The sequence below is a fragment of the Nocardioides sp. Root1257 genome (genome assembly GCF_001425175.1).
Lineage (GTDB): Bacteria > Actinomycetota > Actinomycetes > Propionibacteriales > Nocardioidaceae > Nocardioides.
In genome coordinates, this window is record NZ_LMDV01000001.1 from 965,959 (window position 1) to 991,150 (window position 25,192).

21 protein-coding genes and 1 tRNA gene are annotated in these 25,192 nt (G+C 71.9%); 10 read left to right on the forward strand and 12 right to left on the reverse strand.

Annotated elements, in window-relative coordinates:
- Positions 1-102 precede the first annotated feature (102 nt).
- Positions 103-1,182: an LCP family protein gene (locus ASC77_RS04720; protein ID WP_162249787.1), complete on the forward strand. Its 1,080-nt coding sequence runs from the start codon at positions 103-105 to the stop codon at positions 1,180-1,182.
- A 3-nt stretch (positions 1,183-1,185) separates the two neighbouring features.
- Here the strand turns inward: ASC77_RS04720 and ASC77_RS04725 are convergent, their stop codons facing one another.
- Positions 1,186-2,415, reverse strand: coding sequence for a sulfotransferase family protein (locus ASC77_RS04725; RefSeq protein ID WP_056149914.1), 1,230 nt, complete (start codon positions 2,413-2,415; stop codon positions 1,186-1,188).
- A 101-nt stretch (positions 2,416-2,516) separates the two neighbouring features.
- Between ASC77_RS04725 and ASC77_RS04730 the strand changes: the two genes are divergently transcribed.
- From ASC77_RS04730 to ASC77_RS04740, 3 genes are read left to right on the forward strand one after another with little or no spacing between them, the layout of a single operon-like run.
- Positions 2,517-3,026, forward strand: coding sequence for a TetR/AcrR family transcriptional regulator (locus ASC77_RS04730; protein WP_235547446.1), 510 nt, complete (start codon positions 2,517-2,519; stop codon positions 3,024-3,026).
- On the forward strand, positions 3,023-4,177 hold the full coding sequence (locus ASC77_RS04735; protein WP_056149274.1) for a DUF1214 domain-containing protein: 1,155 nt from the start codon (positions 3,023-3,025) through the stop codon (positions 4,175-4,177). The genes ASC77_RS04730 and ASC77_RS04735 overlap by 4 nt, the downstream gene beginning before the upstream one ends.
- Entirely contained in the window at positions 4,096-5,700 is a 1,605-nt protein-coding gene (locus tag ASC77_RS04740; RefSeq protein WP_268788399.1) for an amidohydrolase family protein, read from the forward strand. The genes ASC77_RS04735 and ASC77_RS04740 overlap by 82 nt, the downstream gene beginning before the upstream one ends.
- 25 nt (positions 5,701-5,725) lie before the next feature.
- Here ASC77_RS04740 and ASC77_RS04745 read toward each other — a convergent pair whose 3' ends face one another.
- A complete protein-coding gene (locus ASC77_RS04745; protein WP_056149278.1) occupies positions 5,726-7,216 on the reverse strand; it encodes a PucR family transcriptional regulator in 1,491 nt (496 codons plus the stop codon).
- Between the two features lie 114 nt (positions 7,217-7,330).
- On the opposite strand from ASC77_RS04745, the gene gabT reads away from it, so the two are divergent.
- Genes gabT through ASC77_RS04760 form a run of 3 tightly spaced genes read left to right on the forward strand, consistent with a single transcriptional unit; the run spans position 7,331 to position 11,500 of the window.
- Entirely contained in the window at positions 7,331-8,683 is a 1,353-nt protein-coding gene (gene gabT / locus ASC77_RS04750; protein ID WP_056149280.1) for a 4-aminobutyrate--2-oxoglutarate transaminase, read from the forward strand.
- Positions 8,680-9,978, forward strand: coding sequence for a Glu/Leu/Phe/Val family dehydrogenase (locus ASC77_RS04755; RefSeq protein ID WP_056149282.1), 1,299 nt, complete (start codon positions 8,680-8,682; stop codon positions 9,976-9,978). The genes gabT and ASC77_RS04755 overlap by 4 nt, the downstream gene beginning before the upstream one ends.
- 22 nt (positions 9,979-10,000) lie before the next feature.
- Positions 10,001-11,500, forward strand: a complete 1,500-nt coding sequence (locus tag ASC77_RS04760) for an NAD-dependent succinate-semialdehyde dehydrogenase (RefSeq protein ID WP_056149283.1) — start codon at positions 10,001-10,003, stop codon at positions 11,498-11,500.
- A gap of 179 nt (positions 11,501-11,679) precedes the next feature.
- Here ASC77_RS04760 and ASC77_RS04765 read toward each other — a convergent pair whose 3' ends face one another.
- Genes ASC77_RS04765 through ASC77_RS04785 form a run of 5 tightly spaced genes read right to left on the reverse strand, consistent with a single transcriptional unit; the run spans position 11,680 to position 18,872 of the window.
- Positions 11,680-13,044: an NAD-dependent succinate-semialdehyde dehydrogenase gene (locus tag ASC77_RS04765; protein WP_056149285.1), complete on the reverse strand. Its 1,365-nt coding sequence runs from the start codon at positions 13,042-13,044 to the stop codon at positions 11,680-11,682.
- Positions 13,045-13,078: 34 nt separating this feature from the next.
- Positions 13,079-14,422 (reverse strand): flavin monoamine oxidase family protein, encoded by a 1,344-nt coding sequence (locus ASC77_RS04770; protein WP_056149287.1) that lies wholly within the window; start codon positions 14,420-14,422, stop codon positions 13,079-13,081.
- A gap of 12 nt (positions 14,423-14,434) precedes the next feature.
- Positions 14,435-16,384, reverse strand: a complete 1,950-nt coding sequence (locus tag ASC77_RS04775; RefSeq protein WP_056149289.1) for an amidase — start codon at positions 16,382-16,384, stop codon at positions 14,435-14,437.
- The gene (locus ASC77_RS04780) at positions 16,381-17,412 is read right to left on the reverse strand and encodes an agmatine/peptidylarginine deiminase (protein WP_200944887.1); all 1,032 of its coding nucleotides are present in this window, start codon (positions 17,410-17,412) and stop codon (positions 16,381-16,383) included. Before ASC77_RS04780 ends, ASC77_RS04775 begins: the two co-directional genes overlap by 4 nt.
- Entirely contained in the window at positions 17,412-18,872 is a 1,461-nt protein-coding gene (locus ASC77_RS04785) for a purine-cytosine permease family protein (protein WP_082574447.1), read from the reverse strand. Before ASC77_RS04785 ends, ASC77_RS04780 begins: the two co-directional genes overlap by 1 nt.
- A 69-nt stretch (positions 18,873-18,941) precedes the next feature.
- Here ASC77_RS04785 and ASC77_RS04790 point away from each other — a divergent pair, with 69 nt between their 5' ends.
- On the forward strand, positions 18,942-19,565 hold the full coding sequence (locus ASC77_RS04790) for a TetR/AcrR family transcriptional regulator (RefSeq protein ID WP_162249788.1): 624 nt from the start codon (positions 18,942-18,944) through the stop codon (positions 19,563-19,565).
- 258 nt (positions 19,566-19,823) lie between these two features.
- Here ASC77_RS04790 and ASC77_RS04800 read toward each other — a convergent pair.
- The 5 genes from ASC77_RS04800 to ASC77_RS04820 form a co-directional block, all read right to left on the reverse strand.
- Positions 19,824-19,895: transfer RNA gene (locus tag ASC77_RS04800), tRNA-Gln, on the reverse strand.
- A 29-nt stretch (positions 19,896-19,924) separates the two neighbouring features.
- Positions 19,925-20,899: a CPBP family intramembrane glutamic endopeptidase gene (locus tag ASC77_RS04805; protein WP_056149295.1), complete on the reverse strand. Its 975-nt coding sequence runs from the start codon at positions 20,897-20,899 to the stop codon at positions 19,925-19,927.
- A 1-nt stretch (position 20,900) separates the two neighbouring features.
- Positions 20,901-22,343, reverse strand: coding sequence for a glutamate--tRNA ligase (gene gltX, locus ASC77_RS04810; protein ID WP_056149297.1), 1,443 nt, complete (start codon positions 22,341-22,343; stop codon positions 20,901-20,903).
- Between the two features lie 20 nt (positions 22,344-22,363).
- Positions 22,364-23,173 carry a fumarylacetoacetate hydrolase family protein gene (locus ASC77_RS04815; RefSeq protein ID WP_056149299.1) on the reverse strand — a complete coding sequence of 270 codons (810 nt, stop codon included), beginning with the start codon at positions 23,171-23,173 and terminating at the stop codon, positions 22,364-22,366.
- Between the two features lie 24 nt (positions 23,174-23,197).
- Complete coding sequence (locus ASC77_RS04820) at positions 23,198-23,953, reverse strand: M15 family metallopeptidase (RefSeq protein WP_162249789.1); 756 nt, start codon at positions 23,951-23,953, stop codon at positions 23,198-23,200.
- A gap of 84 nt (positions 23,954-24,037) precedes the next feature.
- Here ASC77_RS04820 and ASC77_RS04825 point away from each other — a divergent pair, with 84 nt between their 5' ends.
- Positions 24,038-24,568, forward strand: a complete 531-nt coding sequence (locus tag ASC77_RS04825; protein WP_056149302.1) for a SigE family RNA polymerase sigma factor — start codon at positions 24,038-24,040, stop codon at positions 24,566-24,568.
- The gene (locus ASC77_RS04830; RefSeq protein ID WP_056149303.1) at positions 24,565-25,191 is read left to right on the forward strand and encodes a hypothetical protein; all 627 of its coding nucleotides are present in this window, start codon (positions 24,565-24,567) and stop codon (positions 25,189-25,191) included. The genes ASC77_RS04825 and ASC77_RS04830 overlap by 4 nt, the downstream gene beginning before the upstream one ends.
- Position 25,192: the final 1 nt, after the last annotated feature.

Sequence of the window (25,192 nt, forward strand, 5' to 3'; positions counted from 1 at the left end):
CCGCCATCGGACCGTCCGCGCCGAACCGGCCAGGTGTCTTCCGCAGTCCACGTAGGCTGGCGGGAAGTGTCTCGGGGACACCCATCCTCAGGAGGACCGGTCTTGGCCAAGGCGACCCGCCACCAACGACGTACCGTGCTGCGAGTCGTCATCGTGACCGAGCTGGTCATCGCTCTCGTCACCGGCGCCACCGTGGTGTTCGCCTACAACCAGGTCAACAGCGGGATCACCGAGGGCGACAAGATCCCCCACCAGGTCGCGCCGCCGGAGGAGAAGCCGCTGCCGACCTCGGCGATCAACATCCTCGTGATGGGCTCGGACGCCCGCAACTGCGACGGCTGCGGCATCGACAGCGAGACCGGCGAGGGCGGGTCGGACACCACGATCCTGATCCACGTGGCGAAGGGTCGGAAGTCGGCGTACGGCATCTCGATCCCGCGCGACACGCTCGTCGACCGTCCCGACTGCACCGTCGACGGCAACACCGTCCCGGGTGCGAAGGACGCGACCTGGAACGAGGCGTTCGCCCTCGGCGGCCCGGCGTGCACCGTCGCCCAGCTCGAGGCGCTGACCGGGATCTACGTCAACGACTACATCACCGTCGACTTCGGCGGCTTCAAGGACATGGTCGACGCCGTGGGCGGCGTCGAGGTCTGCATCCCCGAGGACGTCGACGACGAGGTCGCGCACATCCACTTCGACGCGGGCACCCAGACGCTCGACGGGAACGAGTCCCTGAAGTACGTGCGCGAGCGGCACTCGACCGCGAACTCCGACCTCGGGCGCATGAAGCGGCAGCAGGCCTTCATCTCCTCGATGCTCAACACCGTGATGTCCGCCGGCACGCTGACCAACCCCAACAAGGTCTACCAGTTCGCCAAGGCGCTGGGCGGCTCCATCGAGACCAACCCGGAGATCGCGAGCGTCGGCAAGCTCGTCAAGCTCGCGACGTCGCTGCGCGGGGCGAACCTGGCGCACATCAAGTTCGTCACCGCGCCGACGACCGACTTCCCGATCGACGACCCGAACTGGGGCCGGCTCCAGCTCACCCCCGATGCCCAGGCCCTGTGGGCGAAGGTCAAGAAGGACCAGCCACTCGGCAGCCTGGGCAAGGGCGCGATCAGCGGGAAGAACCAGAGCGGCGACAAGGCGGAGGCAGCGGCGAACGGCCTCTGCTCCTGACGGCTACGCCAGGAACCGGGCGACGTACGGCGCGAACCGCTCGCGCAGCTCGTCGACGTCGAGCCCGACGTCCTCGGCCCGGTAGTCGATCGTGCCCAGCCGGCCGCGCTCGTGACCGGCCATGTAGGCGGCCATCGCGGCGGCGGCCTCCCCCGTCACCGGCTCGCCGGCCAGCTCGTAGACCCGCTCGGCCGTCGCCAGGTCGTCGGCCATGAACTCGTCGAAGCGGACGTCGACCGACCGCTCGGCTGGCACGACCTCGCGGTCCCGCACCAGCGAGGTCAGCATCAGGTCGATCCGGTCGCGCCAGTAGCGGCCCGTCTCGGCGGCCGGCACCGGCGCCCGGTGCATCCGCGCGGAGTAGACGACCATCGTCGCCATCGAGACCGTCACCGGCACCGGGTCGCGGTGCGTGACGACGACGGTGAGGCCCGGGAACACCGCGTCCAGCACCGGCAGCTGCTCGAGGTGCTGCGGCGACTTGAGCAGCCACCGCCGTCCGCCGCGCACGTGCTGGAGCGCCCGCAGCTGCGTCCGCAGGTAGCGGTAGTGCGGGGTCTGGTCGTGGTCGAGGTAGTAGTCGCGCCACGCCGGCACCTCGGCGACGGTCTCGAAGAACATCGTCGAGAAGTCGTTGGCCAGGAGCTGGATCTCCTCGTGCACGTGGTCCGTCGTCATCTCGTGCATCAGCGCGAAGTGCGGCATCGCGGCGTTCATGAAGTCGACCGCCAGGTCCGAGCGCGTACGCCGCGGGTCCGGCTCGAGACCCACCTCCGCCGGCAGGGGCAACGGCTCCATGCTCTCCCAGTAGGGCAGGGTGCGGAACGTCGGACCGGCCGCGAGCAGGTTGTGCAGGTGGGTGGTCCCGGTGCGCGGGAGACCGGCGATCACCACCGGCGGCACCAGCTCGATCTCGTGGATCTCCGGGTGCCGGGCGAGCAGGTCGGTGAGCAGCAGCCGGTTGCGCAGCATCTGCAGCAGCTGGGAGTGGAGGTTCAGCCGCCCCGGCCCGTCGAGACCGTCGATGTCGCGCATCGCGGCGAGAAGGAGGTCGAGCCGCTCCTCGTAGTCCCGGGCACCGAAGTCGCTGAGACCGGTCTCGGCACGTGCCTGCGCGTGCAGCGCCGCCGAGTCGAGCGGACAGGCCTCGGCCATCTGGTCCATGAGTGCGCGGATCTCGTCGATCTCGGGCGAGAACGACGGGTGGTCGAGGTCGTCGAGCCGTATGGACATGAGGTGCACCCTTCTGTCGGTGTGACGGCGATTACGTTACGGTCGGTTTCGTAATGACGACAGCCCCCGGTAGACCACGTGATCGGCGCATCGACAGCGCCGTGCTCGCCGCGACCGCCGAGCTGCTCGTCGAGGTCGGGTACGCCGACCTGACGATCGCCGCCGTGGCCGACCGGGCACGCACGACCAAGCCCGCGATCTACCGGCGCTGGCGCTCGAAGGCGCACCTGGTGCACGAGGCCGCCTTCCCGACCGACGCGGACCGCGTGCAGGTGCCGTCGACCGGTTCGCTGGACACCGACCTGCGTGCCATGGTGCGCGCCTGTGTCGACGTCTTCGCCCATCCGGTCGCGCGGGCAGCGGTGCCCGGCCTGATCGCGGAGTTCGCGGCGGACCGCACCCTGCACGCGGCGCTCGTCGAGCGGCTCGCGGACGGGCCGCTGGGCACGGCGCGTGACCGGCTCGCCGGCGCTGCCACCGATCCGGATGCCGTCATCGAGGCCATGGCCGGCACGACCCTGCTCGCACTCCTCTTCCGCGGCGGCGACGACCTCGACGACGCCTGGATCGACCGCACCACCACCCTTCTCCTGAAAGGCATCGCCCCATGAGCGCAGAGACGTGGGAGTCCACGCAGGCCTGGCACGAGCTGCTCGACGGCCTCAGGGAGCTCGACCAGAGCTTCCTCGCCGGCGACCGGGCCGTGTCCGGCGAGCGAGCGGTCGTCGACGGCTACCGGATGCTGACGACGATCCTGGGCGTCGGCCTGGACACCTACCTGTACGCCGAGCCGAGTCGCCCGGTCTTCGTCGACACCGTCACGCCGTTCCGCCGCGACCGGCGCTGGGGCGGCGACAACACCGACTCCTACTACGCGTACGTCGTGCTGGACCCGACGCGGACGTACCGCATCCACGGTCACCGCGGCGACAGTGCCTACTTCTCCATCACCGTCTACAACGAGCCCTCCCCCGGAGCCTGGTCGGACCGGGTGATCGGCGTCGTCAACGACAGCGACCTGACCTTCGACGCCGACGGGCGCTTCGAGATGGTCTTCGGGCCGTCCCGTCCCGAGGGGTACGCCGGCGTCTTCGTCGAGCTCGCCCCGGATGCCGCCGTCGCGCTCACCCGTGACTACCAGGTCGACCCGCTCACCGGACGTCGCGTGGAGTGGGAGGTCGAGGCCCTCGACGAGCCCGACCCGGTCCGGCGCACGGACGCGGACACCGCGCAGGCCTTGCGCTCGACGCTGACCTGGATGCGCACGACGTTCTCGATCGTGCCGTTGGCGGTCGGGGTCCGCAACGACGACGAGCGCCACGACCTCGGCCACGAGATCGCCCAGGTCGCGAACACCTTCGGGACGCCGTACCAGGTGCCCGACTTCAACTTCGGCTGGTCGGCGACCGACGCCTGCTACTCCTTCGGCAGCTACGACCTCGAGCCCGACGAGGCCCTGGTCGTCACCCACCGACCGCCGACCTGCCGCTTCTGGAACGTCATCGCGTGGAACCAGTTCATGGCCGGCCACAACGTCACCGACGGCCGCATCTCGATCAACCACGGCACCGCCGTACCCAATGCCGACGGCACGGTCACGACCGTGATCGCCCGCTCCCAGCTCGAGCACCCCAACGCGATCAGCACCCTCGACCAGCAGGCCGGCAACCTGGCCTTCCGCTGGTTCCTCGCCGACGCCGTCCCGGAGCCGCCGGACGTGCGCCTGGTGAAGATCGACGAGGCGCCCACCACCGTGTTGTAGGCCCCACCGAAGCGCGACGGCTCGGCAGGCCTGAGAATCGCGGCATGACCACGACGATCCTGCGAGGCGGCCGCGTCATCGATCCCGAGGCCGGGACGGAGTCCGTCGCCGACGTCGTCGTCCGCGACGGAAGGGTCGCGGAGATCTCGACGACGCCCGTCCTGGATGCCGACGCCACCGTCGTCGACGTCAGCGGCCTCGTGGTGGGGCCGGGCTTCGTCGACCTGCACAGCCACGTGCACTCCATCGCCGGTCAGCGCCTGCAGGCGTTCGACGGGGTGACGACGAACCTGGACCTCGAGGCCGGGCTGATGCCGATCGAGCGGGCGTACGCCGAGGCCGCCGCGGCCGGGCGCGTCCTCAACTACGGCTTCTCGGCGTCGTGGTCCGACGCCCGCGGCCAGGTGCTGGCAGGCGTGGTCCCCAACGCCCGCTTCGACAGCTCGACCGACCTGCTCGGCAACCTCGACTGGCAGCGCACCTCGTCCCCGGCCGAGCTCGCCGCCTGGCTCGAGCTGCTGGAGGGCGAGCTCGCCGCCGGCGCACTCGGCATCGGCGTGCTGATGGGCTACGCGCCGCGCTCGGACCCGGCGGAGTACCTCGCGGTCGCGCGGCTCGCCGCGGCCGCCGGAGCGCCGACCTTCACCCACGTCCGCGAGCTGGTCGAGGCCGACCCGACCACACCGATCGACGGGTCCCGCGAGGTCGCGATCGCCGCAGCGGAGACCGGCGCCGCGATGCACCACTGCCACGTCAACAGCACCTCGCGTCGTCACGTCGACCGGGTGCTCGGCACCCTCGAGGACGCCCGCGCCGCAGGGTCGCGGGTGACGGTCGAGGCGTACCCCTACGGCATGGGCAGCACGAGCGTCGGCGCCTTCTTCCTGGCGCCCGACCGGCTCCCTGCCTGGGGCCTGGTCCCGTCCAGCATCGTGCTGGTCGGCACCGGCGAGCGGATCGCCGACGTACGCCGCCTCGAGGAGGTCCGGACGCTCGACCCGGGCGCGACCTGCATCGTGGAGTTCTTCGACGAGCGCGACGAGCGGGACCGGGAGCTGCTCCGCCGGGCCCTGGCCTTCCCCGACGCGATCGTCGCCAGCGACGCGATGCCGCTGGAGTGGCCCGACCACCGCGCCGACACCCGCGAGTGGCCGCTCCCGCCTGGTGCCTCGACGCACCCGCGCACCGCCGGTACCTTCGCCCGCAGCCTGAGGCTGATGGTCCTCGAGCACGAGCTCTGGAGCTGGCCCGAGGCCTTCCGGCGCTGCTCCTACCTGCCCGCCCGGGTCCTCGACCAGGTGGCGCCGGCGATGCGCACGAAGGGCCGCCTCGCGGCCGGAACCGACGCCGACCTCGTCGTCCTCGACCCCGCCGCGGTCACCGACCACGCGACGGTCGCCGACCCGGTCCGGCCGTCCGCCGGGGTGCGTCACCTGCTGGTCGGTGGCAGCTTCGTGATCCGCGACGGCGAGCTCGATCCCGATGCCTACCCGGGACGCGCCGTGCGCGGGGAGATGCGCTGACCCGACGGACCAGGCAGGACGGCCACTAGGCCGGGCTCTGCTGGGCGCGCAGCGCCACCCAGGCGTCCGCGCGCACCTGAGGGTCCAGGAGCGACCTGTCCAGCAGCCCCTCGATCCGAGCGACCCGATGACGCACCGTGTTGCGGTGGACTCCCAGGTCCTCGGCGGCCTTGAGCAGCGAGCCGTGGTGTCGCAGGTACGACTCGAGCGTCTCGACGAGCTCCCGGTCGCCCTCGAGCGGAGCGAGGTACGACCGTGCGAACGCCTGCGCGCTGGCCGGGTCGAGGAGCGAGAGCACGCCCTGCCGGATCCCCTCGGACCACGACACGACGGGCGCGTCGGCGGTGGTCAGGCGGAGACCGTGACCGGCCGTCTCGTGGCTGGCGGCCACCGAGGTGCCCGGCTCGCCGATGCCCACCCGCAACCCGTCGTCGGCCAGGCCGCGTGCGACCGCCGCGACGTCGGCAGCCGCCGGCAGCACGACCACGAGCTCCGGCTCCCCGTCCCCGGTCGCGACGATCGCGGCGAGCTCGGGCGCCGCCTCGTGGCGGCCCCAGGCGTCCTCGAGCCCGGCCGGGGATCCCGCGACACGGAGCACGGTCGCCCGCCGGGGCAGGCGGACGCGCGAACCGGTCCCGGTCGTGAGCAGCACCTTGGCGGTGCGGTCGTCGCCGGCGACGAGCAGCTCGACCGCCCGGGTGCGGAGCCGCCGTTCGGCCTCGCGACCCGCCCGCCGACGTTCCTCGGCGAGACTGAGCAGGGCGACGGCGGTGGTCATCGTGCTGCGCTGGGCGTCCGCGACCCGACCGAGGAACCCGACCACGAGGTAGCGGTCCGGCCGGCCCTTCACGCCGAGGGGATGCAGCAGCACGGTGCCGCCCGGGGTGGTCAGGCTGGCCGCCGCCCGCAATCCCTCGCGGCGCACCTTCGCCACCGCGCCTTCGACGGCGCTCGCGTCGAAGAGCTCCGGCCGAGCCCCGAGCGGTCCGAGCACGGGGAGGGCGTCGCGGCCGACGATCGCGGCCATCGCTCCCACCTGGGCCAGCGCGCCGAGCAGCACCTGCGGCTCGTCCTCGCGCAGGGCGGCCTGGGTGAGCGTGCGCTGGGACTCGAGCGCCGCCACGGCCGCCGACGCCTCCTCGCGCTGGAGCTGGGCCGCGAGGGTCCGGCTGATCGTCACGAACCGGGTGTCGCGAGGGACCTCGAACAGGTCGACTCCGTGCCGACGACAGGCGTCGGCCAGCTCCACCGGGGCCGCCGAGTAGGTGAGCCCCACGGCCAGGCCGATCGCGACCACGCCGGCGCCGGCGAGCCGGCCGACGTACCCCTCCCACTCCTGCGTCCAGCCGGCCGTGTCCAACCCGGTCGTCAGCAGGACCTCGCCGCCCTCGAGGAACGGCGCCGGGTCGTGGAGCTCGCTGGTGGCCACCCACCTCACGGGCTCCTCCCGGCGCTCGTCGACGATCGGGACCAGGCGCAGAGCGGCGTCGTCGAGCAGGTCGGCGAGGACGGTCACGATGACATGATCGCACAACTCCATGACGGAGATTGTGCAGGAATGACATAGGGCAGGGCGAGCTCCGGACCCTACCGTCGTCGCTGTACCGGACAGCGACACGCGGAGGACAGCATGACCACGAGGACCACGACCACCGGCGGGCCGACCCTGCCCCAGGAGCGTCGCCTGGCGACCGCGATCCCGGGTCCGAGGTCGCAGGAGCTGCACGCACGCAAGTCCGCCGCGGTCGCGACCGGCGTGGGCACCACCCTGCCGGTCTACGTGACCGCGGCCGGTGGCGGCGTGCTGGTCGACGTCGACGGCAACTCGCTGATCGACCTCGGCTCCGGCATCGCGGTCACCACCGTCGGCAACAGCGCGCCCCGCGTGGTCGCGGCGGTCCAGGAGCAGGTCGCCGCGTTCACCCACACCTGCTTCATGGTCACGCCGTACGCCGGGTACGTCGAGGTCGCCGAGGCACTCAACACGATCACGCCGGGCGACCACGAGAAGCGCACGGCCCTCTTCAACTCCGGCGCCGAGGCCGTGGAGAACGCGGTGAAGATCGCTCGGACCCACACGGGGAAGACGGGCGTCGTCGTCTTCGACCACGCCTACCACGGCCGCACCAACCTGACGATGGCGATGACCGCGAAGAACATGCCCTACAAGAGCGGCTTCGGCCCGTTCGCCTCGGACGTCTACCGCGCCCCGCTGTCCTACCCGTTCCGGGACGGCGAGGTCGACGGTGCCCAGGCCGCGGCCCGGGCGATCGACGTCATCGAGAAGCAGGTCGGGGCGGACAACCTCGCCGCGATCGTGATCGAGCCGATCCAGGGCGAGGGCGGTTTCATCGTCCCGGCCGAGGGGTTCCTGCCCGCGCTCGTGACCTGGTGCCGCGCCAACGACGTCGTCTTCGTCGCCGACGAGGTGCAGACCGGCATCGCCCGCACCGGCGAGATGTTCGCGGTCGACCACGAGGGAGTCGTCCCCGACCTGGTCGTGACCGCCAAGGGCCTGGCCGGCGGGCTGCCGCTCTCGGCCGTCACCGGCCGCGCCGACATCATGGACTCCGCCCACGTGGGTGGCCTCGGCGGCACCTACGGGGGCAACCCGCTGGCCTGCGCCGCGGCGCTCGCCGTGCTCGAGACGATCGAGACCGACAACCTGGTCGAGCGGGCCGTCAAGATCGGCTCCCTGATGACCCGACGGCTGCTCGCCCTGAGCGAGCGCGACGCACGCGTCGGCGAGGTCCGCGGCCGCGGTGCGATGCTCGCCGTGGAGCTCGTCAGGCCCGGAACCACGGAGCCCGACGCCGACCTCGCCAAGCGGGTGGCCGCCGCCGCCCACGAGCGCGGCGTCGTCGTCCTCACCTGCGGCACCTACGGCAACGTGCTCCGCTTCCTACCGCCCCTGTCGATCGGCGACGCCCTGCTCGAGGAAGCCTGCGACGTGCTCGACGAGGTCTTCGAGGTCACCCGATGACGACGCTGCTCGACGCACCCACGAGCGTGTCCCTCCAGCCGGAGGTCGCCGACGGCGCCACCGTCCTCGCCGACGCCCGCTCGCAGCTGGCCGCCGCGATCGAGGTGCTCGAGTACGACGACAGCGTCTACGCGATGCTGGCGACGCCGCGCCGCGAGGTCACCGTCTCGATCCCGCTGCGCCGCGACGACGGCAGTCAGGAGGTGCTGGTCGGTCACCGGGTGCAGCACAACTTCTCCCGCGGTCCGGCCAAGGGCGGCCTGCGCTACTCGCCCGACGTGACCCTCGACGAGGTGCGCGCCCTGGCGATGTGGATGACCTGGAAGTGCGCCCTGCTCGACGTCCCGTACGGCGGCGCGAAGGGCGGCGTACGGATCGACCCGCGCGGCTACTCGCCCGCCGAGCTCGAGCGCGTCACCCGCCGCTACACCTCCGAGATCAGCCCGCTGATCGGGCCCGAGCGAGACATCCCCGCGCCCGACATCGGCACCGACGAGCGCACCATGGCGTGGATGATGGACACCTACTCGGCCCAGCAGGGCTACACGGTCCTCGGCGTCACGACCGGCAAGCCGATCAGCCTGGGCGGCTCGCTGGGCCGGGCCACCGCCACGTCGCGAGGCGTCGCCCACGTCGCCTTCGCCGCGCTCGCCGACCGCGGCATCGCGTCGACCGGCGCCACTGCTGCGGTCCAGGGCTTCGGCAAGGTCGGCCGGTACGCCGCCCGGTTCCTCGCCGAGGCCGGCGTGCGGGTGGTCGCGGTCTCGGACCAGTACGGCGCGATCGCCGACGAGGCGGGCCTCGACGTCGTCGCGCTCGAGGCGCACGTCGACGCGACCGGCTCGGTCGTCGGCTTCGTCGGCTCCGACGTCCTCGAGAGCGCCGCGCTGCTCGAGCTCGACGTCGACCTGCTGGTCCCGGCGGCGGTCGAGGGCGTGCTGAACGCCGGTAACGCCCACCGGGTCAGGGCGAAGGTCATCGTCGAGGGTGCCAACGGCCCGACCACGCCCGAGGCCGACGAGGTGTTCCGCAGCAACGGCGTCCTGGTCGCCCCGGACATCCTCGCGAACGCCGGCGGCGTGGTCGTCTCCTACTTCGAGTGGGTGCAGGCCAACCAGGCCTTCTGGTGGAGCGCCGACGAGGTCGAGGCCCGGCTCGCCACCCGCATGGACATCGCCTGGCGCGCCGTCAACGCGCACGCCCGCCGGCTCGGCGTACCGCTGCGCGCGGCCGCCACCGCCCTCGCCGTCGAGCGGGTCGCCCAGGCGCACCTGCTCCGTGGCCTCTACCCGTGACCGACCGACCGGAGACCTCCTCATGACGATCACCACCGACGCGACCTCCCTGGTCCCCGCCTCCGTGCACGCCACCATCAGCGCGCTCGACCCCGGCCACGGACAGCACCTCGACGGCGACGGGCTCGCGGCCGTCGACGGCCGTACCTTCGCCGTCCTCGACAAGGCGACCGGCGCCCACCTCGCGACCTTCGCGGACGGCGGCGCTCCCGAGGCGATCGCGGCCGTCGACGCGGCGGCCGCCGCCTTCCCGGCCTGGGCCGCCACCCCGCCCCGGCAGCGGAGTGATGCCCTGCACGGCGCCTTCGCCCTGATGACCGAGCGTCGCGAGGAGCTCGCAGCGCTCATCTCCGCCGAGAACGGCAAGTCCCTGACCGACGCCCGCGCCGAGGTCGGGTACGCCGCCGAGTTCTTCCGCTGGTTCGCCGAGGAGGCGGTCCGTCCCGAGGGCGGCTACGCCGAGTCGCCGAACGGCGGCACCCGGACGATCGTGACCAGCCGTCCGGTCGGGGTCGCCGCGCTGGTCACCCCGTGGAACTTCCCGGCGGCGATGGCGACCCGCAAGATCGGCTCGGCCCTCGCGGCCGGCTGCACCGTCGTGCTGAAGCCTGCCACCGAGACCCCGCTGACCGCCCTCGCCGTGGCGCGGATCCTCGAGGAGGCGGGAGTCCCGGCCGGTGTCGTCAACGTCGTCACCGGCACCGATCCTGGCGCGATCGTCGGCACCTGGCTCGCCGACGCCCGGGTCCGCAAGATCTCCTTCACCGGCTCCACCGGCGTCGGCCGGCTGCTGCTCGGCCAGGCCGCCGAACGCGTGGTGAACTCCTCGATGGAGCTCGGCGGCAACGCCCCGTTCGTCGTGGCCGCCGACGCCGACATCGAGGCGGCGGTGGCCGGCGCGATGATCGCCAAGTTCCGCAACGGTGGCCAGGCCTGCACGGCGGCCAACCGCTTCTACGTGCACGCCGACGTGGCGGCCGAGTTCGTGGCGCGCTTCGGAGCAGCGATCGAGGACCTCGTGGTCGGCAGCCCGTTCGACGAGGCCACCACGATCGGCCCGATGATCAGCGCGAAGGCGGTCGGCAACCTGACGTCGCTGGTCGACGACGCGATCGCCCGCGGGGCGCGGATCAGCCACCGGGCGCCGAGCACCACGCTGGCCGGGCACTTCTACCCGCCGACCCTGCTGACCGACGTACCCCCGGACGCGGAGGTCGTGCGCACCGAGGCCTTCGGACCCGTCGCACCCGTCGTCACCTGGAGCGACGAGGCCGACCTGCTCCGCCAGGTCAACGACACCGAGCTCGGGCTCGCGAGCTACGTCTACTCCCGCGACCTGCGCTGGGCGCTGCGGCTCGCCGAGCGGATCGAGGCCGGCATGGTCGGCATCAACCGCGGTGTGGTCTCCGACCCGGCCGCCCCGTTCGGCGGCGTCAAGCAGAGCGGCCTCGGCCGTGAGGGCGCCCGCGAGGGCGTCCGGGCGTTCACCGAGACGCAGTACTTCTCGGTCGACTGGACCTGAGACCGCTCGCAGCCGACGTCAGCTCGCCAGCGGCGGGACGCGAGAGTTTCATCGGCCGGCCGACAAAGCTGTTGCTTGGACGATGAAGCTTTGTCGTCCAAGCGTGAGTTTCATCGGCCGACCGATGAAACTCACGCGGACGGCAGATCAGGCCGAGCGCCCGGACTCCGGCACGACGTTCACCCCGCTGCGCCCGGCAGCGGGGTGACGCTGCGGATCAGCTTCTTGTTGACGAACTCCTCCATGCCGAAGCGCCCGAGCTCGCGACCGAAGCCGGACCGCTTGACGCCGCCGAAGGGCAGCTCGACGCCGTCGAGCAGGACGCCGTTGACGAACACCATGCCGGCGTCGATCGCGTCCGCGACGCGGGCGGCCTGCTCAGGGTCGGTCGTGAAGACGTAGGAGCCGAGACCGTAGGGGGTGTCGTTGGCGAGCTCGATCGCGGCCTGCTCGCTCCCGGCCGAGAAGACCATCGCGACCGGGCCGAAGAACTCCTCGTGGTAGGCGTCGTGCTCGGCCCGGACGCCGGTGAGCACGGCCGGCGGGAAGTGCGCGCCGGACCGTGCCCCGGCGGTCGCGATCTCTGCGCCGGCGGCGACGGCCCGGTCGACCTGGTCCTGGAGTCGTTCGGCCGCTGCCAGGGAGGACAGCGGCGCGACGGCGTCGCCGCGCCCGAGCACGGCGGCCGTGAACCGCTCGACGAACGGCTCGTAGAGGTCCTCGGCGACGATGAACCGCTTCGCGGCGTTGCACGCCTGGCCGGCGTTGTCGAGCCGTGCCTCCACGGCGGCCTCGACGGTGGCGTCGAGGTCATCGGTCGACAGCAGCACGAACGGGTCGGATCCGCCGAGCTCGAGCACGACCTTCTTGAGGTGCCGTCCCGCGAGCTCGGCCACGGCGGCACCGGCGCGCTCGGAGCCTGTCAGTGAGACCCCGGCGACCCGCGGGTCCGCGATCATCGTCGCGACCTGGTCGTTGGTGGCGTAGACGTTGACGTAGGCGCCCGCCGGGACGCCGGCGTCGGTGAAGATCTGCTGGATCGCGGCGGCCGACTCCGGGCACTGCGGCGCGTGCTTGAGCAGGATGGTGTTGCCGACTGCGAGGTTGGGGCCGGCGAACCGAGCGACCTGGTAGTACGGGAAGTTCCACGGCATGATCCCGAGCAGCGCGCCGTACGGCGACCGGCGGATGACGGCCGAGCCGTCGCCGGCGAGCAGCTCGACCTGCTCGTCGGCCAGGAACTCCTCGGCGTGGTCGGCGTAGTAGCCGTAGATCTCCGCGGCGAAGTCGACCTCGCCCAGCGCCTCCTCGACCGGCTTGCCCATCTCGCGGGTGATGATCGCGGCCAGGTCCTCGCGCCGCTCGGTGTGCAGCTCGGCGACCCGGCGCACCAGCGCGGCGCGCTCGGCGGTGGTGGAGGCCCGGCCCCAGGTGCGGGCGTCTGCGGCAGCGGCGAGCGCCTCCTGGATCTGGACGTCTGTCGCGGTCGGGTACTCCCGGACGACCTCGCCGGTGGCGGGATCGGTGACGGCGTAGTCAGCCATGGTGCAGCTCCTCAAGGTAGGTGGGCCAAGCGTCTCAGGGGATCAGTCGTCCGGCGATCTGCGTCCCGACCCGGACGGCACCGTCCACGTGCTGGAAGCCGAGCCCGGCGACGTCGCTGCTCCCGAAGTGCAGCGGGCCGACGCTCTGCTTGAGGGTCGGCATGAAGCGCGTGATGCCGCCGGGACCGAAGCTGGTCCCGTAGGCCCCGCCGGTCAGGGCCTCGGTGTGCCACTGGCTCTCGACGTAGCTCACCGGCTCCAGGGCCTCGTCGCCGAAGTAGACGGCCAGGGACGCGAGCACCCGCGACCGGCGCTCGTCGGTGTCGAGCACCGCCAGCTCGTCGGCGTGCACGTCGGACACGAAGCCCACCAGCGTGCCTCCGGCGTCGCCGTCGAGCGTGTTGTCGTAGATCTCGTGCACCAGCTCGTACGGCGCGAAGCCGGTGCCGCTCAGCCCGCCGTCGCGCCAGAACGGCGCGGCGTACCGGGCCTGCACCTTCAGCACGAAGCCGAAGGACTGGTGCATCCGCGCCTGCGTGTGCAGCGGCGGCAGCGACGGGGTGAAGCGCACCCGCTGCACGTGGGTCGGCGGCACGGCGACGACCACGTTCGACGTGGTCAGCGCGGCGCCGTCGACGACCACGACCGCGCCGTCCTCGGACCAGGTGATGCCGGTGACGTCGGCACCGAGCCGGACCCGGTCACCGAGCCTCTCGGCCAGCGCCAGCGGCACCGACTGGAGGCCGCCGACGACCCGCCGGTCGAGGATGAAGTCGGCGTCGACCAGGTTGCTGAACGTCCCGGCGCTGGCCGCCATCAGCACGGCCTGCAGCGCCGAGATCTGGTGCACCGGCTTGGTGAGCATCGCCGGGCCGATGTAGAGACCGATGTTGTCCCGCGCCTCCTCGTCGGCGCAGTTCGCCTCGAGCCACGCCGCGAAGGTGGTGCGGTCGAGCTCGGCGGCACCGGGCATCTCCCAGGGTCGCTCGGGGTCCATCCGGTGGGCGAGGTCGTCGAGCAGCTCGGTGACGTGCGCCATCGCGGCGGCGGTCCCGGGGCTGACCGGGATGTCCGGTCCCTCGAACCGGCGCGGCCCGCCGTCGCGGGGCACGTAGAGAGAGGCGCCGTCGCGGTGGCGCGGGTAGGTCCCCAGCCCCAGCTCGTCGAGCAGGCCGATCAGGGCGTCCTGGTCGGGCGAGACCCACTGCCCGCCGACCTCGAAGGCGACGCCGTCGTGGGTCTCGGTGCTCAGCCGGCCGCCGACGCGGTCGCGTGCTTCGAGCACCAGCACCGAGCGGCCGGCCTGCTCGAGCCGGTACGCCGCGGTGAGCCCGGTGACTCCGGCGCCGATCACGATGACGTCGTACTGGGGTTCCATGGTGTGTGCTCCTTAGAGGGGGCCGGACGAGACGCAGAGCGCACCAGCAGTGTGGCCGGTGGCGGTTCGCGCGAGGGCGACGACCAGGGCGCCGTACGGCGCGCGCCACTGGCTGTGCGGCGGCTGGGGCGCCAGGGGCACGGCCGCGCAGTTGGTGACCGGGACGCCGGCCACGAAGACGGCGACGTCGGCCGGGCGGTCGGTCCGCGCCTCGACGTGGACCGCACCGTCGCGCTCGACGGCGGTCAGGCTCAGCGACACCGGTCCGTCGCCCGGCGCTCCGTCTCGGAGGGTCGGGGCGGACGTCGCGAGGCGGGGCGTGCGGGCGGGCGGGGTGCGCAGGCGCGACGACTGCTCGAACGCGTAGCCGTACCGCAGCAGGTTGCTGTCGTCGTAGGCCCTGCCCGCGATCGTCAGCCCGACCGGCATGCCGATGTCGGCGCGGGTCCCCATCGGCACGGTGACCGTGGGGATCCCCAGGTGCCGCACGACGAGGTTGCCGTTCGCCACCCAGGTGCCGTTGCGCCACGCCAGCGCGGCCGAGTCCGGGTCCACGTCGGCGTCCGCCGGTCCGATGTCGGCGACGGCCGGGAAGACGACGGCGTCCAGGCCCAGGTCGTCGAGCCAGTCCTCGAAGTCGAGGCGGCGCGTGGCCTCCAGGCCCTGCAGCCCCTCGGCGATCGTCGGGATCTCCGCCAGGGGCAGCAGACCGGCCCGGGCCCGGGTCACGTAGTCGGCGACGTCGAAGTCGTGCTCGCCGTACTGGTCGAGCAGCGCGCCGTCGGGCTGCGGGAAGATCGCCGGCCCGTCCACGTCCGCCAGGTGGTTCAGGGCAGGGTCGCCGTTGGCCTCGAGGAAGTCGTCCCAGGCCAGCATCGACAGGTCCCAGATCTCGTGCTCGGCGAACTCCGCCGGCACCAGTCCCCGATCGACCATCGACCGGGTCCCGGGTCGGTCGTTCTCGTAGTTCGACACCACCGGGAAGTCCACCTCGACGACCTCGGCACCCAGCGCCTCCAGCTGCTTGCGCGCCGACGACCACAGCGCGACGACCTCGTCGGCGGTCTCGATCGGGCGATCGGCACCGCCGTCCGCGCCGATGTACATCCGGGGCACACCGAGCCGCTTGCCGGCCAGGGCTCCCCCGTCGCGGAGCCCGGCGTAGTCCGTCGGCCGCACCTCGGAGGCGGCGGGCAGCTCCACCCACGGCTGCACCCGCCAGAAGTCGCCCCGGGTCTCGCTGTCGTCGGCGACGACCACCTCGAGCACGGCGAGCAGGTCGTCCACCGTCCGGGTGTGCGGCACGACGACGTCCATGGTCGGCACCAGCGGCCAGTTCCCACGCATCGAGATCACCCCGCGCGACGGCGTGTAGGCGACCAGCGCGTTGTTGGAGGCAGGCGCCCGGCCGGAGGACCAGGTCTCCTCGCCGAGACCGAAGGCCGCGAAGCTGGCGGCCGTCGAGGTGCCGGACCCGTTGGAGGATCCGGAGCCGAAGGCGGACGTCAGGTACGCCGCGTTGTAGGGACTCTCGGCCCGGCCGTAGACGCCGCGCTGCATGCCCCCGTTGGCCATCGGAGGCATGTTCGTCAGGCCGACCAGGACGGCACCGGCCGCCCGCAGCCGCTCGATGGTGAACGCGTCGCGCTGGGCGACCAGGTCCGCGAAGGCGGGCGATCCCGCTGCGACCGTCAGGCCCTCGGCCTGGTAGCTGTCCTTGGCCGTGTACGGGATGCCGTCCAGCGGGCCCCTGGCCTCGCCCCGCGCCCGGCGGGCGTCGGAGGCCGCGGCGTCGGCGAAGACCGACGGGTTGAGCACCGGGACGGAGTTGAGCGCGATGCCGGCACGGTCGTAGGCGGCGATCCGGTTCAGGTAGGCCGCGACCAGCTCGACGCTGGTGGTCTCCCCCGCCTCGAGCGCCGCGCCCAGGTCGGCGATGCTCACCTCGACGACGTCGATCACGACCGCACCGCCTTCGGCTGCTGCTGGGTGATGCAGTGGATGCCGCCGCCGCGGGCCAGGATCGGCCGGGCGTCGAGCATGACCACCTCGCGGCCCGGGTAGGCCTCCGCCAGGATCGCCCGGGCGTCCGTGTCGTTCGGGTCGTCGTAGCCGCACGCGATGACGCCGCCGTTGACGACCAGGTGGTTGATGTAGCTGTAGTCGACCCACCCCTCGTCGTCGGTCAGCGTCCGGGGTGCGGGCAGCTCGACGATCTCGAACGGCTTGCCGTCCACGTCGCGCGCCTCGCGCAGCACCGCGAGGATCTCGCGGGTGATCGCATGGTCCGGGTGCGAGGCGTCGTCCTGCACGTGCACCAGCAGCCGGCCCGGCGACGAGATCGCAGCGACCATGTCCACGTGGCCCTTGGTGCCGAAGTGGCCGGCGTCGCGGTGGAGCCCGCGGGGCAGCCAGACCGCGTGCGTGGCGCCGATCGTGCGGGCCAGCTCGGCCTCGACGTCGGCCCTGGTCGCGCCGGGGTTGCGCAGGGGGTCGAGCTGGACAGTCTCGGTGAGGAGGACCGTGCCGTTGCCGTCGACCTGGAAGCCGCCGCCCTCGTTGACCAGGGCGCTCGTCACGGTGGTGGCCCCGGACAGGTCGGCGACCGTCCGTCCCACCTGGGCGTCCATGTCCCACCGGGTCCAGGGCTGCTGGCCCCAGCCGTTGAAGACCCAGTCGACCGCGCCGAGGCTGCCGGCCTGGTCCAGCACGAACGACGGGCCGATGTCACGGAGCCAGGCGTCGTCCATGCCCACCTCGACCAGCTCGACCGCGTCGCTCACGTAGCGGCGCGCCCGGTCCCGGTCGCGGGGGTCGACGAGCATCGTGACCGGCTCGAAGTCCGAGACCGCGTTGGCCACGGCCGACCACGTCTGCCGAGCCACCTCGGGGTCGTCGTCATAGAGGTCCTCCGGGGGGAAGCCCATCCAGACCTTCTCCTGCTCCGCGGTCTCCGCGGGCATCCGCCACTGCTGGCCGTCGACACTCATCACGCCACCTCAGCCATCTGCTTCGCCGGGACCACGGTCGGGACCGGTCGCACGATGTGCTCCGGATAGAGGACCTTCACCAGGATGACGTACACCCCGATCGCGACCACGGGGCCGACCAGGCTCGACAGGTCGGCCCCGTCGAAGCGAGCCGCGAGCGGACCGACGTACGACGTCGTGTTCAGCCACAGGGACGCGGCGAAGGTGCCGGCACCGAGCGCGGCGAAGCCGGCCCAGTTCACCCCACCGTGGAACCAGAACGGGCTGTCCGGCGTTTCTTCGTGGAGCAGCCGGCCGTCGTAGCTGTTGCGGCGCAGCGTGATGTCGGCGAGGTAGATCGCGATGCAGGGCCCGAGCAGCGCCACCGAGAGCTCGAGGATGTTGTTCAGCGTCGAGGTGAAGTCGGAGACGAACAGCGCGTAGCAGGCCAGCGCGACGCCCAGGGCGCCGTCGAAGAGGACAGTGATGGAGCGCGGCAGCCGGATGCCGACGGCCTGGAGGCAGAGGCCCGAGCTGTACATCGTCAAGATGTTGTTGGTGACGCAGCCGAGCACGATCATCAGCAGGAAGACGGGGTAGAACCACCCGGGCAGCACCTCGGCCAGGCTGGTCTGCGGGTCGTTCATGTCGACCAGGCTCCCGGCGAGCACGCCGATCCAGCCGAGGGCGACCGCCGGGATGAACCCGCCCAGCGTGGTGAACGCCGCGACGGCGGGCTTGGAGACATCAGCCGGCAGGTAGCGCGCGTAGTCGGCCGAGATGCCCCACGAGAGCGGCGACGACGCGATCACGGTGATGCCGAGCAGCATCGTGCCCCAGAGCATGCCGCCGCTCGGCCGGATCGAGGCGTCGGCGACGTAGCCCCAGTCCGCCTGGGTGACCACGTACCCGCCGAGCACCACCATCGCCGCGGCGAGCACGGCGGTGAACACCCCGCTCATCCGCAGGATCGTGGCGTGACCGTAGACGCTGATGACGAGCGTGACCGCGGCGGTCGCGACCACCACGAGGAACTTGGTCGGCCGGTCGGTCGCGAGTCCGAGGTGGTCGGCGAGGGCGAAGCCGGCCAGCGAACCGAGGCAGAGGTTGATCGCCTCGTAGGCGATGAACGACGGCCAGTTGAAGAGCCCGGTGTAGACCCGGTTGCCGCGGACCCCGAACATGCTGCGCGAGATCACGCTGCTCGGGGCGCCGGCCGGCGGGCCACTCGTCGCGAGGACGCCGATCGCGACCCAGAAGAGGTTGCCGACCAGCACCACGGCCATGCCCTGCCACACGTTGAGCCCGAGGACCATGAGCAGCCCACCCAGCACGATGTAGAGGTAGTTGACGTTCGCAGCCGCCCAGACCCAGAAGAGCTCCCGGGGCCGGCCGTGGCGCTCCGACGCCGGCACGTAGTCGATGCCACGCGCCTCGATGTGCCCGAACTGGTCGGCGCCTGTCATTCCGTCCGCTGCCATGGTGGCCTCCGTGCTTATTGAGCATCAGATCAATTGCTTGTTGAGCAGGAAGTCAATAATGTGATCTACGTGACGTCAAGGGTTACCGAGCAGAAAGTTCGGATCCGCCGGTCAGCAGCGGACCGCCGGGCCGAGATCGTGGCGGCGGCGATCCGGATCGCGCTGAGCGAGGGACTGGACCAGGTGACCCTGCGCCGGGTCGCCGATGACCTCGGGGTGACCGGGAGCCTGGTCAGCCACTACTTCCCCGCTGTCGACGACCTCCTCGCCGAGGCGTTCAGCGGCGCCGCCGAGGCCGAGCTCGAGGAGACCTTCGCGGCGCTGGCACCCGAGCCGGTCGCCGCGCTGCGCGGCTACCTCGCGGCCCTCGTCGACCAGGCGCGCGACGGGATGAACACGCTGTGGGTGGATGCCTGGCACGCCAGCCGGCGCCGGCCCGCCCTCAACGAGGCGGTACGACGGCTCACCGCGGCCTGGAACGGACGCCTGGCAGGCCTCCTGGCCCGCGGCGCCGCCGACGGCGACTTCGACTGCCCCGACCCGCGCGTCTCGGCGGCCCGGATCATGGCGGTCGTCGACGGCCTCACGGTCCATACCGTGATGCGCGAGACCCTCGACTACTCCTCGGTCGAGGAACTGGTCTTCCTCGTCACCGAGAGCGAGCTCGGCCTGGCTCGCGGCACCCTGGGCTGAGGGGCCGCAGGCGGGCGTTGCCCGCGACGGGCTTGCCGGGAAATGCAGCAAGGGCCTCGGCCAGCGTCTCCGCTGGCCGAGGCCCGACCGGATTCGAACCGGCGCTACCGCCTTGAGAGGGCGGCGTGCTAGGCCGCTACACAACGGGGGCGTGTGCTCTGGAATGTCCTCCCGAGCAACCTGCGAAACTCTAGCGTTAGCCTTCGTGACGCACAAAATCGCGGCTCTTCCGAGCAACCTCGGGGGCCGCGATCTCCGCTGGGATACTAGGACTCGAACCTAGAATAACTGGACCAGAACCAGTCGTGTTGCCAATTACACCATATCCCAATGGCCCGTCTCCGGGCCGAGAAGAAACCTTACACGCGAGGTCCGGAGCCGACCAAAACGCCTGCTCCAGCGGGCGTTTCGGTGGTCGTGCGGACCCCCATCCTGCGGGCCAGGAGCAGGACCAGGGCCAGGTAGACGAGTGACTGCGTCAGCGTCACCGGGATGGTCCACCAGCTGTCGCCAGTGGGGTTGAGCGTCGACGCCATGTCGCTGAAGGCGAGCGCCAGGCCGAACGCGAGCCAGTTGTTGAGGACGTGCATCGCGATGCCCGCCTCCAGCCCGCCGGTGAGCACCACGGCCAGTCCCGCGACGATGCCGAAGGCGAACCGGTCGAAGAAGACCGGGGCGCTCTGGCTCCCGTGGGCGAGGGCGAAGAGCAGCGCCGGGAAGAACACGGCCGCCCAGGCCCCGCCGAGCACGTTGCCGAAGAGGTTGCCGAAGGCCTGGGTCAGGTAGCCGCGGAAGGCGTACTCCTCCCCCGCGGCCTGCAGCGGCGTGAGCAGCAGGATGACGAGCAGGTAGTCCCGCGTCGTGCTGGTGAAGTCGTTGAGGTGCCCGCTCATCTGCGGGTCGTCCGCCGAGGACGGCACGAGCGCCGAGACGACCAGGGTCGCGAACAGGGCGACGAACGCGAGCCCGAAGCAGACCAGCAGCCAGCGCCACCGGATCCGCGGCGCGATCGAGGCGAGCCAACCGGGACGCAAGCCGTGCAGTGCCCGGGTCAGCAGCCAGGCGACGGGGATGGCGCCCGCGAGCGCGAGGTTGAGGTACGCGAGCCCCAAGGGGGTCGGGTGATCGAAGTCGGTGATCCGGGCGAGCTGGTCGCCGACGTCCCGGCCGGCCACCGCGAACCCGACGGCGAACGGCAGCTGGACGAGGAACGGCACGAGGACGAGGAACGACGCGACCAGCAGGAAGACGCCGGCGAACACCCGCCACACGCCGGGCCGGCCGCCCCGTTGGACGAGGTGGTACGGCAGGCCGGGGCCTGGCAGCGCCGGCATGTCAGCCGAGCGCGCTCTGGAGCCGACCCAGCGAGCGCTCGCGGCCGAGCAGCTCCATCGACTCGAAGAGCGGCGGGGAGATCCGGCGACCCGTCACGGCGACGCGCACCGGACCGAACGCGTTGCGCGGCTTCAGTCCCATGCCGTCCACGAGCTCGGCCTGGAGGGCGTCCTGGATCGCGGCGGTCGACCAGCTCTCGAGGGTCTCGAGACGGCTCATCGCACGAGCCACGACGGCGCGGCCGTCGTCGTTGAGCAGCTTCTCCGCATCGGTCGGGTCGACGACGAACGCCGCCTCGTCGACGAAGAGGAAGCCCAGCATGTCGACGGCCTCGGTGAGCTTGTTGATGCGCTCGGCGACCAGCGGCATCGCCTGCTCCAGCAGCTGCGCGTCGGCGTCGCTGACCGGGTCGGAGACCACACCGGCCGCCTTGAGGAACGGCAGCGCGCGGTCGGTGATCTCGTCGACCGACAGCAGCCGCATCTGGGCCGAGTTGATGGCGTCGGCCTTCTTGAGGTCGAAGCGCGCGGGGTTGGGGTTCACGTCACCGATCTCGAACGCGGCGACCATCTCCTCCATCGAGAAGACGTCGCGGTCCGCCGCGATGGCCCAGCCCAGCAGGGCCAGGTAGTTGAGCAGCCCCTCGGGCAGGAAGCCCTGGTCGCGGTAGGCCAGGGCGTGCGCCTCGGGGTCGCGCTTCGAGAGCTTCTTGTTGCCCTCGCCCATCACGAACGGCAGGTGGCCGAACTCCGGCATCACGGTGCCGATGCCGAGCTCGATCAGCGCCGCGTGCAGCGGGATCTGGCGCGGCGTGCTCGAGAGCAGGTCCTCACCGCGCAGCACGTGCGTGATCCGCATCAGGGCGTCGTCGACCGGGTTGACCAGCGTGTAGAGCGGGTCCCCATTGGCGCGGCAGAGCGCGAAGTCGGGGACGTACTGCGTCTCGAACGTCACCTCGCCACGCACCAGGTCCTGCCAGGTGATCGAGCCCTCGGGCATCCGGAACCGGACCACCGACGAGCGGCCCTCCGCCTCCCACGCCGCGCGCTGCGCGGGGTCGAGGTCGCGGCAGAAGCCGTCGTACCCCATCACCTTGGAGCCGGTCGCCTTGCGGCGCGCGTCGACCTCCTCGGTCGTGCAGAAGCAGTCATAGGTGTACGACGACGCGGCGAGCTTGGCGAGGGCGTCCGTGTAGAGGTCGCTGCGCTCGCTCTGGCGGTACGGCGCGTACGGGCCGCCGACCTCCGGGCCCTCGTCCCAGTCGAGGCCGAGCCAGCGCATCAGGTCCAGGATCGCGTCGTACGACTCCTGCGTGCTGCGCTCCTTGTCGGTGTCCTCGATGCGGAAGACGAAGGTGCCACCGTGGTGGCGGGCGAAGGCCCAGTTGAAGAGAGCGGTGCGGACCAGGCCGACGTGCGGGGAGCCGGTCGGGCTCGGAGCCATCCGGACGCGTACGGGGGTGCTCAACGCTGGGCCACCTTGTTCGTGAGAGTGCCGAGACCGGCGATCGAGATCTCGACCTCGTCACCGACCTGCATGGGACCGACGCCCTCGGGGGTGCCGGTGAGGATGACGTCGCCGGGCAGCAACGTCATGACGCTGGTGATGTGGGAGATCAGCGTCGGGATGTCGAAGATCAGGTCCTTGGTGGACCCGTCCTGCTGGAGGTCGCCGTTGAGGTGCGTCTGGATGCTGCGGCCCTCGGCGAAGTCGTGCGGGTCCAGGTCGGTCTCGATCCACGGGCCGAGCGGGCAGAACGAGTCGAAGCCCTTCGCCCGGGTGAACTGCACGTCGCTCTTCTGCAGGTCGCGGGCCGTGACGTCGTTGGCGATCGTGTAGCCGTGGATGACGTCGGTCGCCTGCTCGGGCGGGACGTCGCGGCAGATCCGCCCGATGACGACGGCGAGCTCGCCCTCGAAGTGGAGGTTGTTGGTCTGCTTCGGGTAGAAGATCGGGTCGCCCGGGCCCACCACGCTGGTGTTGGGCTTGAGGAACATCAGCGGCTCGGTCGGGACGTCGTTGCCCATCTCGGCGGCGTGGGCCGCGTAGTTGCGGCCGATCCCCACCACCTTGCTCCGCGGGAGCACCGGCGCCAGCAGGCGCACGTCCTCCAGCTTGTGCTCCTGGTCGAGCAGCTTGACCCCGACGTACAGGGGGTCGCCGGCCAGGGCCACGACCACGCTGTCGGGGTCCGGCTGCCCGAACTCGTCCAGCTCGCCGGTGACCACGCCGTACATGGGGTCCTCGCCCGTGGTGAATCTCGCGATGCGCACCCACCGAGCCTATCGACCCCCGGACTACGGGTAGTCGCCGCCGCTGATGTGGAAGAACTCCTCGAGCGTCGCGACGTGCGTGCGCCGCAGCTCGGCGGCGAGCGCGCGGCCGACGAACCGGAGGTGCCAGGGCTCCGGCGAGTAGCCCGTGACGGCCGTGGAGCCGGGCTGGTAGCGCAAGATGAAGCCGTACTCCCAGGCGTGCTGCGCGAGCCACCGGCCGCCGGGCGTCCGGGCGAAGCAGGCCTCGAAGTCGCAGGCCGGGTTGGCCGGGGTCACGAGGTCCGCCGCGAGCCCGGTCTGGTGCTCGCTGTGGCCGGGCCGCGCCGAGACCTGGTCGGCCGCCTCCTGGCCGCTGCTGGTGACGACGTTCGCGTAGACGCCGGCCTGGTAGTCGTAGGACCGGAACGCGCTCGCGATCTTGAAGCCGAGGTCGGCGTCGTCGCTGGCGTCGAGCAGGCGGGTGAGCTCGCCCGCTGCCGGCGTCGCGACCTGGTAGCCGCGCACCAGGGAGATCGCGGGCCGGTAGTCGGACGGGAGCGGGTGCTTCTTGTTCACGACCACCCAGATGCTGGCGGGATCGGTCGTCGAGTGCTGCGTGCGGTCGAAGACCCGCGCCGGCCCCCCGACGGTCATCGCCGCCGGGGTCGGCGCCACGGCCTCGGGGCGGGTCGGCTGCTGGTGGGTCAACCGCTCGTGGCTCGGGGCGGCGCAGCCGGTCACCACGAGGACGGCCCCCACCCAGATGGCCAGGGCGCAGAGCGCCGTTCTCGTCCTCACGCCCCGTTGACGGGTGCACGGCGACCCGAGGTTGCATGCAACCCTTCTGCTGGCAGGACCCGTCATCAGGGTGAGAGGAGTGGCGTGCGCGACGACGAGCGATCGAGTGAGTTCGTGGCGTTCACGCGCGCCCACCGGACGGACCTGATGCGGACGGCGGCCCTGCTGTGCGCCGGGGACGAGGCCTTCGCGGAGGACGTCGTGCAGACCACCCTGACCCGTCTCTACCTGGCCTGGGGCCGGGTACGACGTGCCGACAGCGCGCTCGCGTACGCGCGACGCAGCCTCACGCACGTCTTCATCGACGAGGCGCGCCGCGCCCACCGGCGCCGCGAGTCGGTGGTCGCCGACCCCGCGCTCGCGCTGGCGAGCGAGCCGGCCACCGCGACCGCCGACCTCGCGACCCGCGAGCTGGTGCGCGCCGCGCTCGCCTCGCTCGGACCACGGCAGCGCGCCGTGGTCGTGCTCCGGCACTGGCACGACCTCGACGTCGCCGAGACCGCACGGATCCTCGGCTGCTCCACGGGCACCGTGAAGTCGCAGAACGCCCGGGCGCTGGCCCACCTGCGCGAGCACCTCGGCACGCTCGACCGGCTGACCCTGGAGGTCTCGTGACGTCCGACGACCTCAAGCACGCGCTCGAGTCCGTGGCCGCGACCGAGCGTCCCGCCACGGACCCCGCTGCCGACCTGGCGCGCGCCCGGAGCGCCGCGCGCCGACGTACCCGTCGCCGCTTCCGCGCCGGCCTCGTGGGCGTGGCCTCGGTGGCCGTGCTGGCCGTCGGCGTGAGTGTCGTCGTCGACGACGACGGGCCGGGCGCGCCCACCGTGATCGCCTCGTCCGGCGTCGAACTGGTGGCGAAGACGTTCGAGGCGACGCCGTACACCTTCGACCTGACGCCGCGCGGCTGGTCGGTGCAGGCGCAGCAGCCGACGGCGGTGACGATCGTGCCCGACGACGGCTCGACGTCGAGCGACCCGGACGTCTTCGTGGGCAAGCTCGTGATCCTCTTCGACGCCAACCCTCCGGACGGTCGCGTCGTCGACCGGGACGGCCGGCGCTTCTGGGTGTCCGGCGACTCGGGCTACACGACCCTCGCCACCCGCACGACGCCCGGCGAGCCGTCCGGTGTGGTGCGCATCCAGTACCCGAAGGGCGCCGGCTGGGACGAGGCCTCGATGGTCGACTTCCTCGCGAGCGTGCACGTCGGCCCGGGGGCCCGTCACGGGTTGGGCTGAG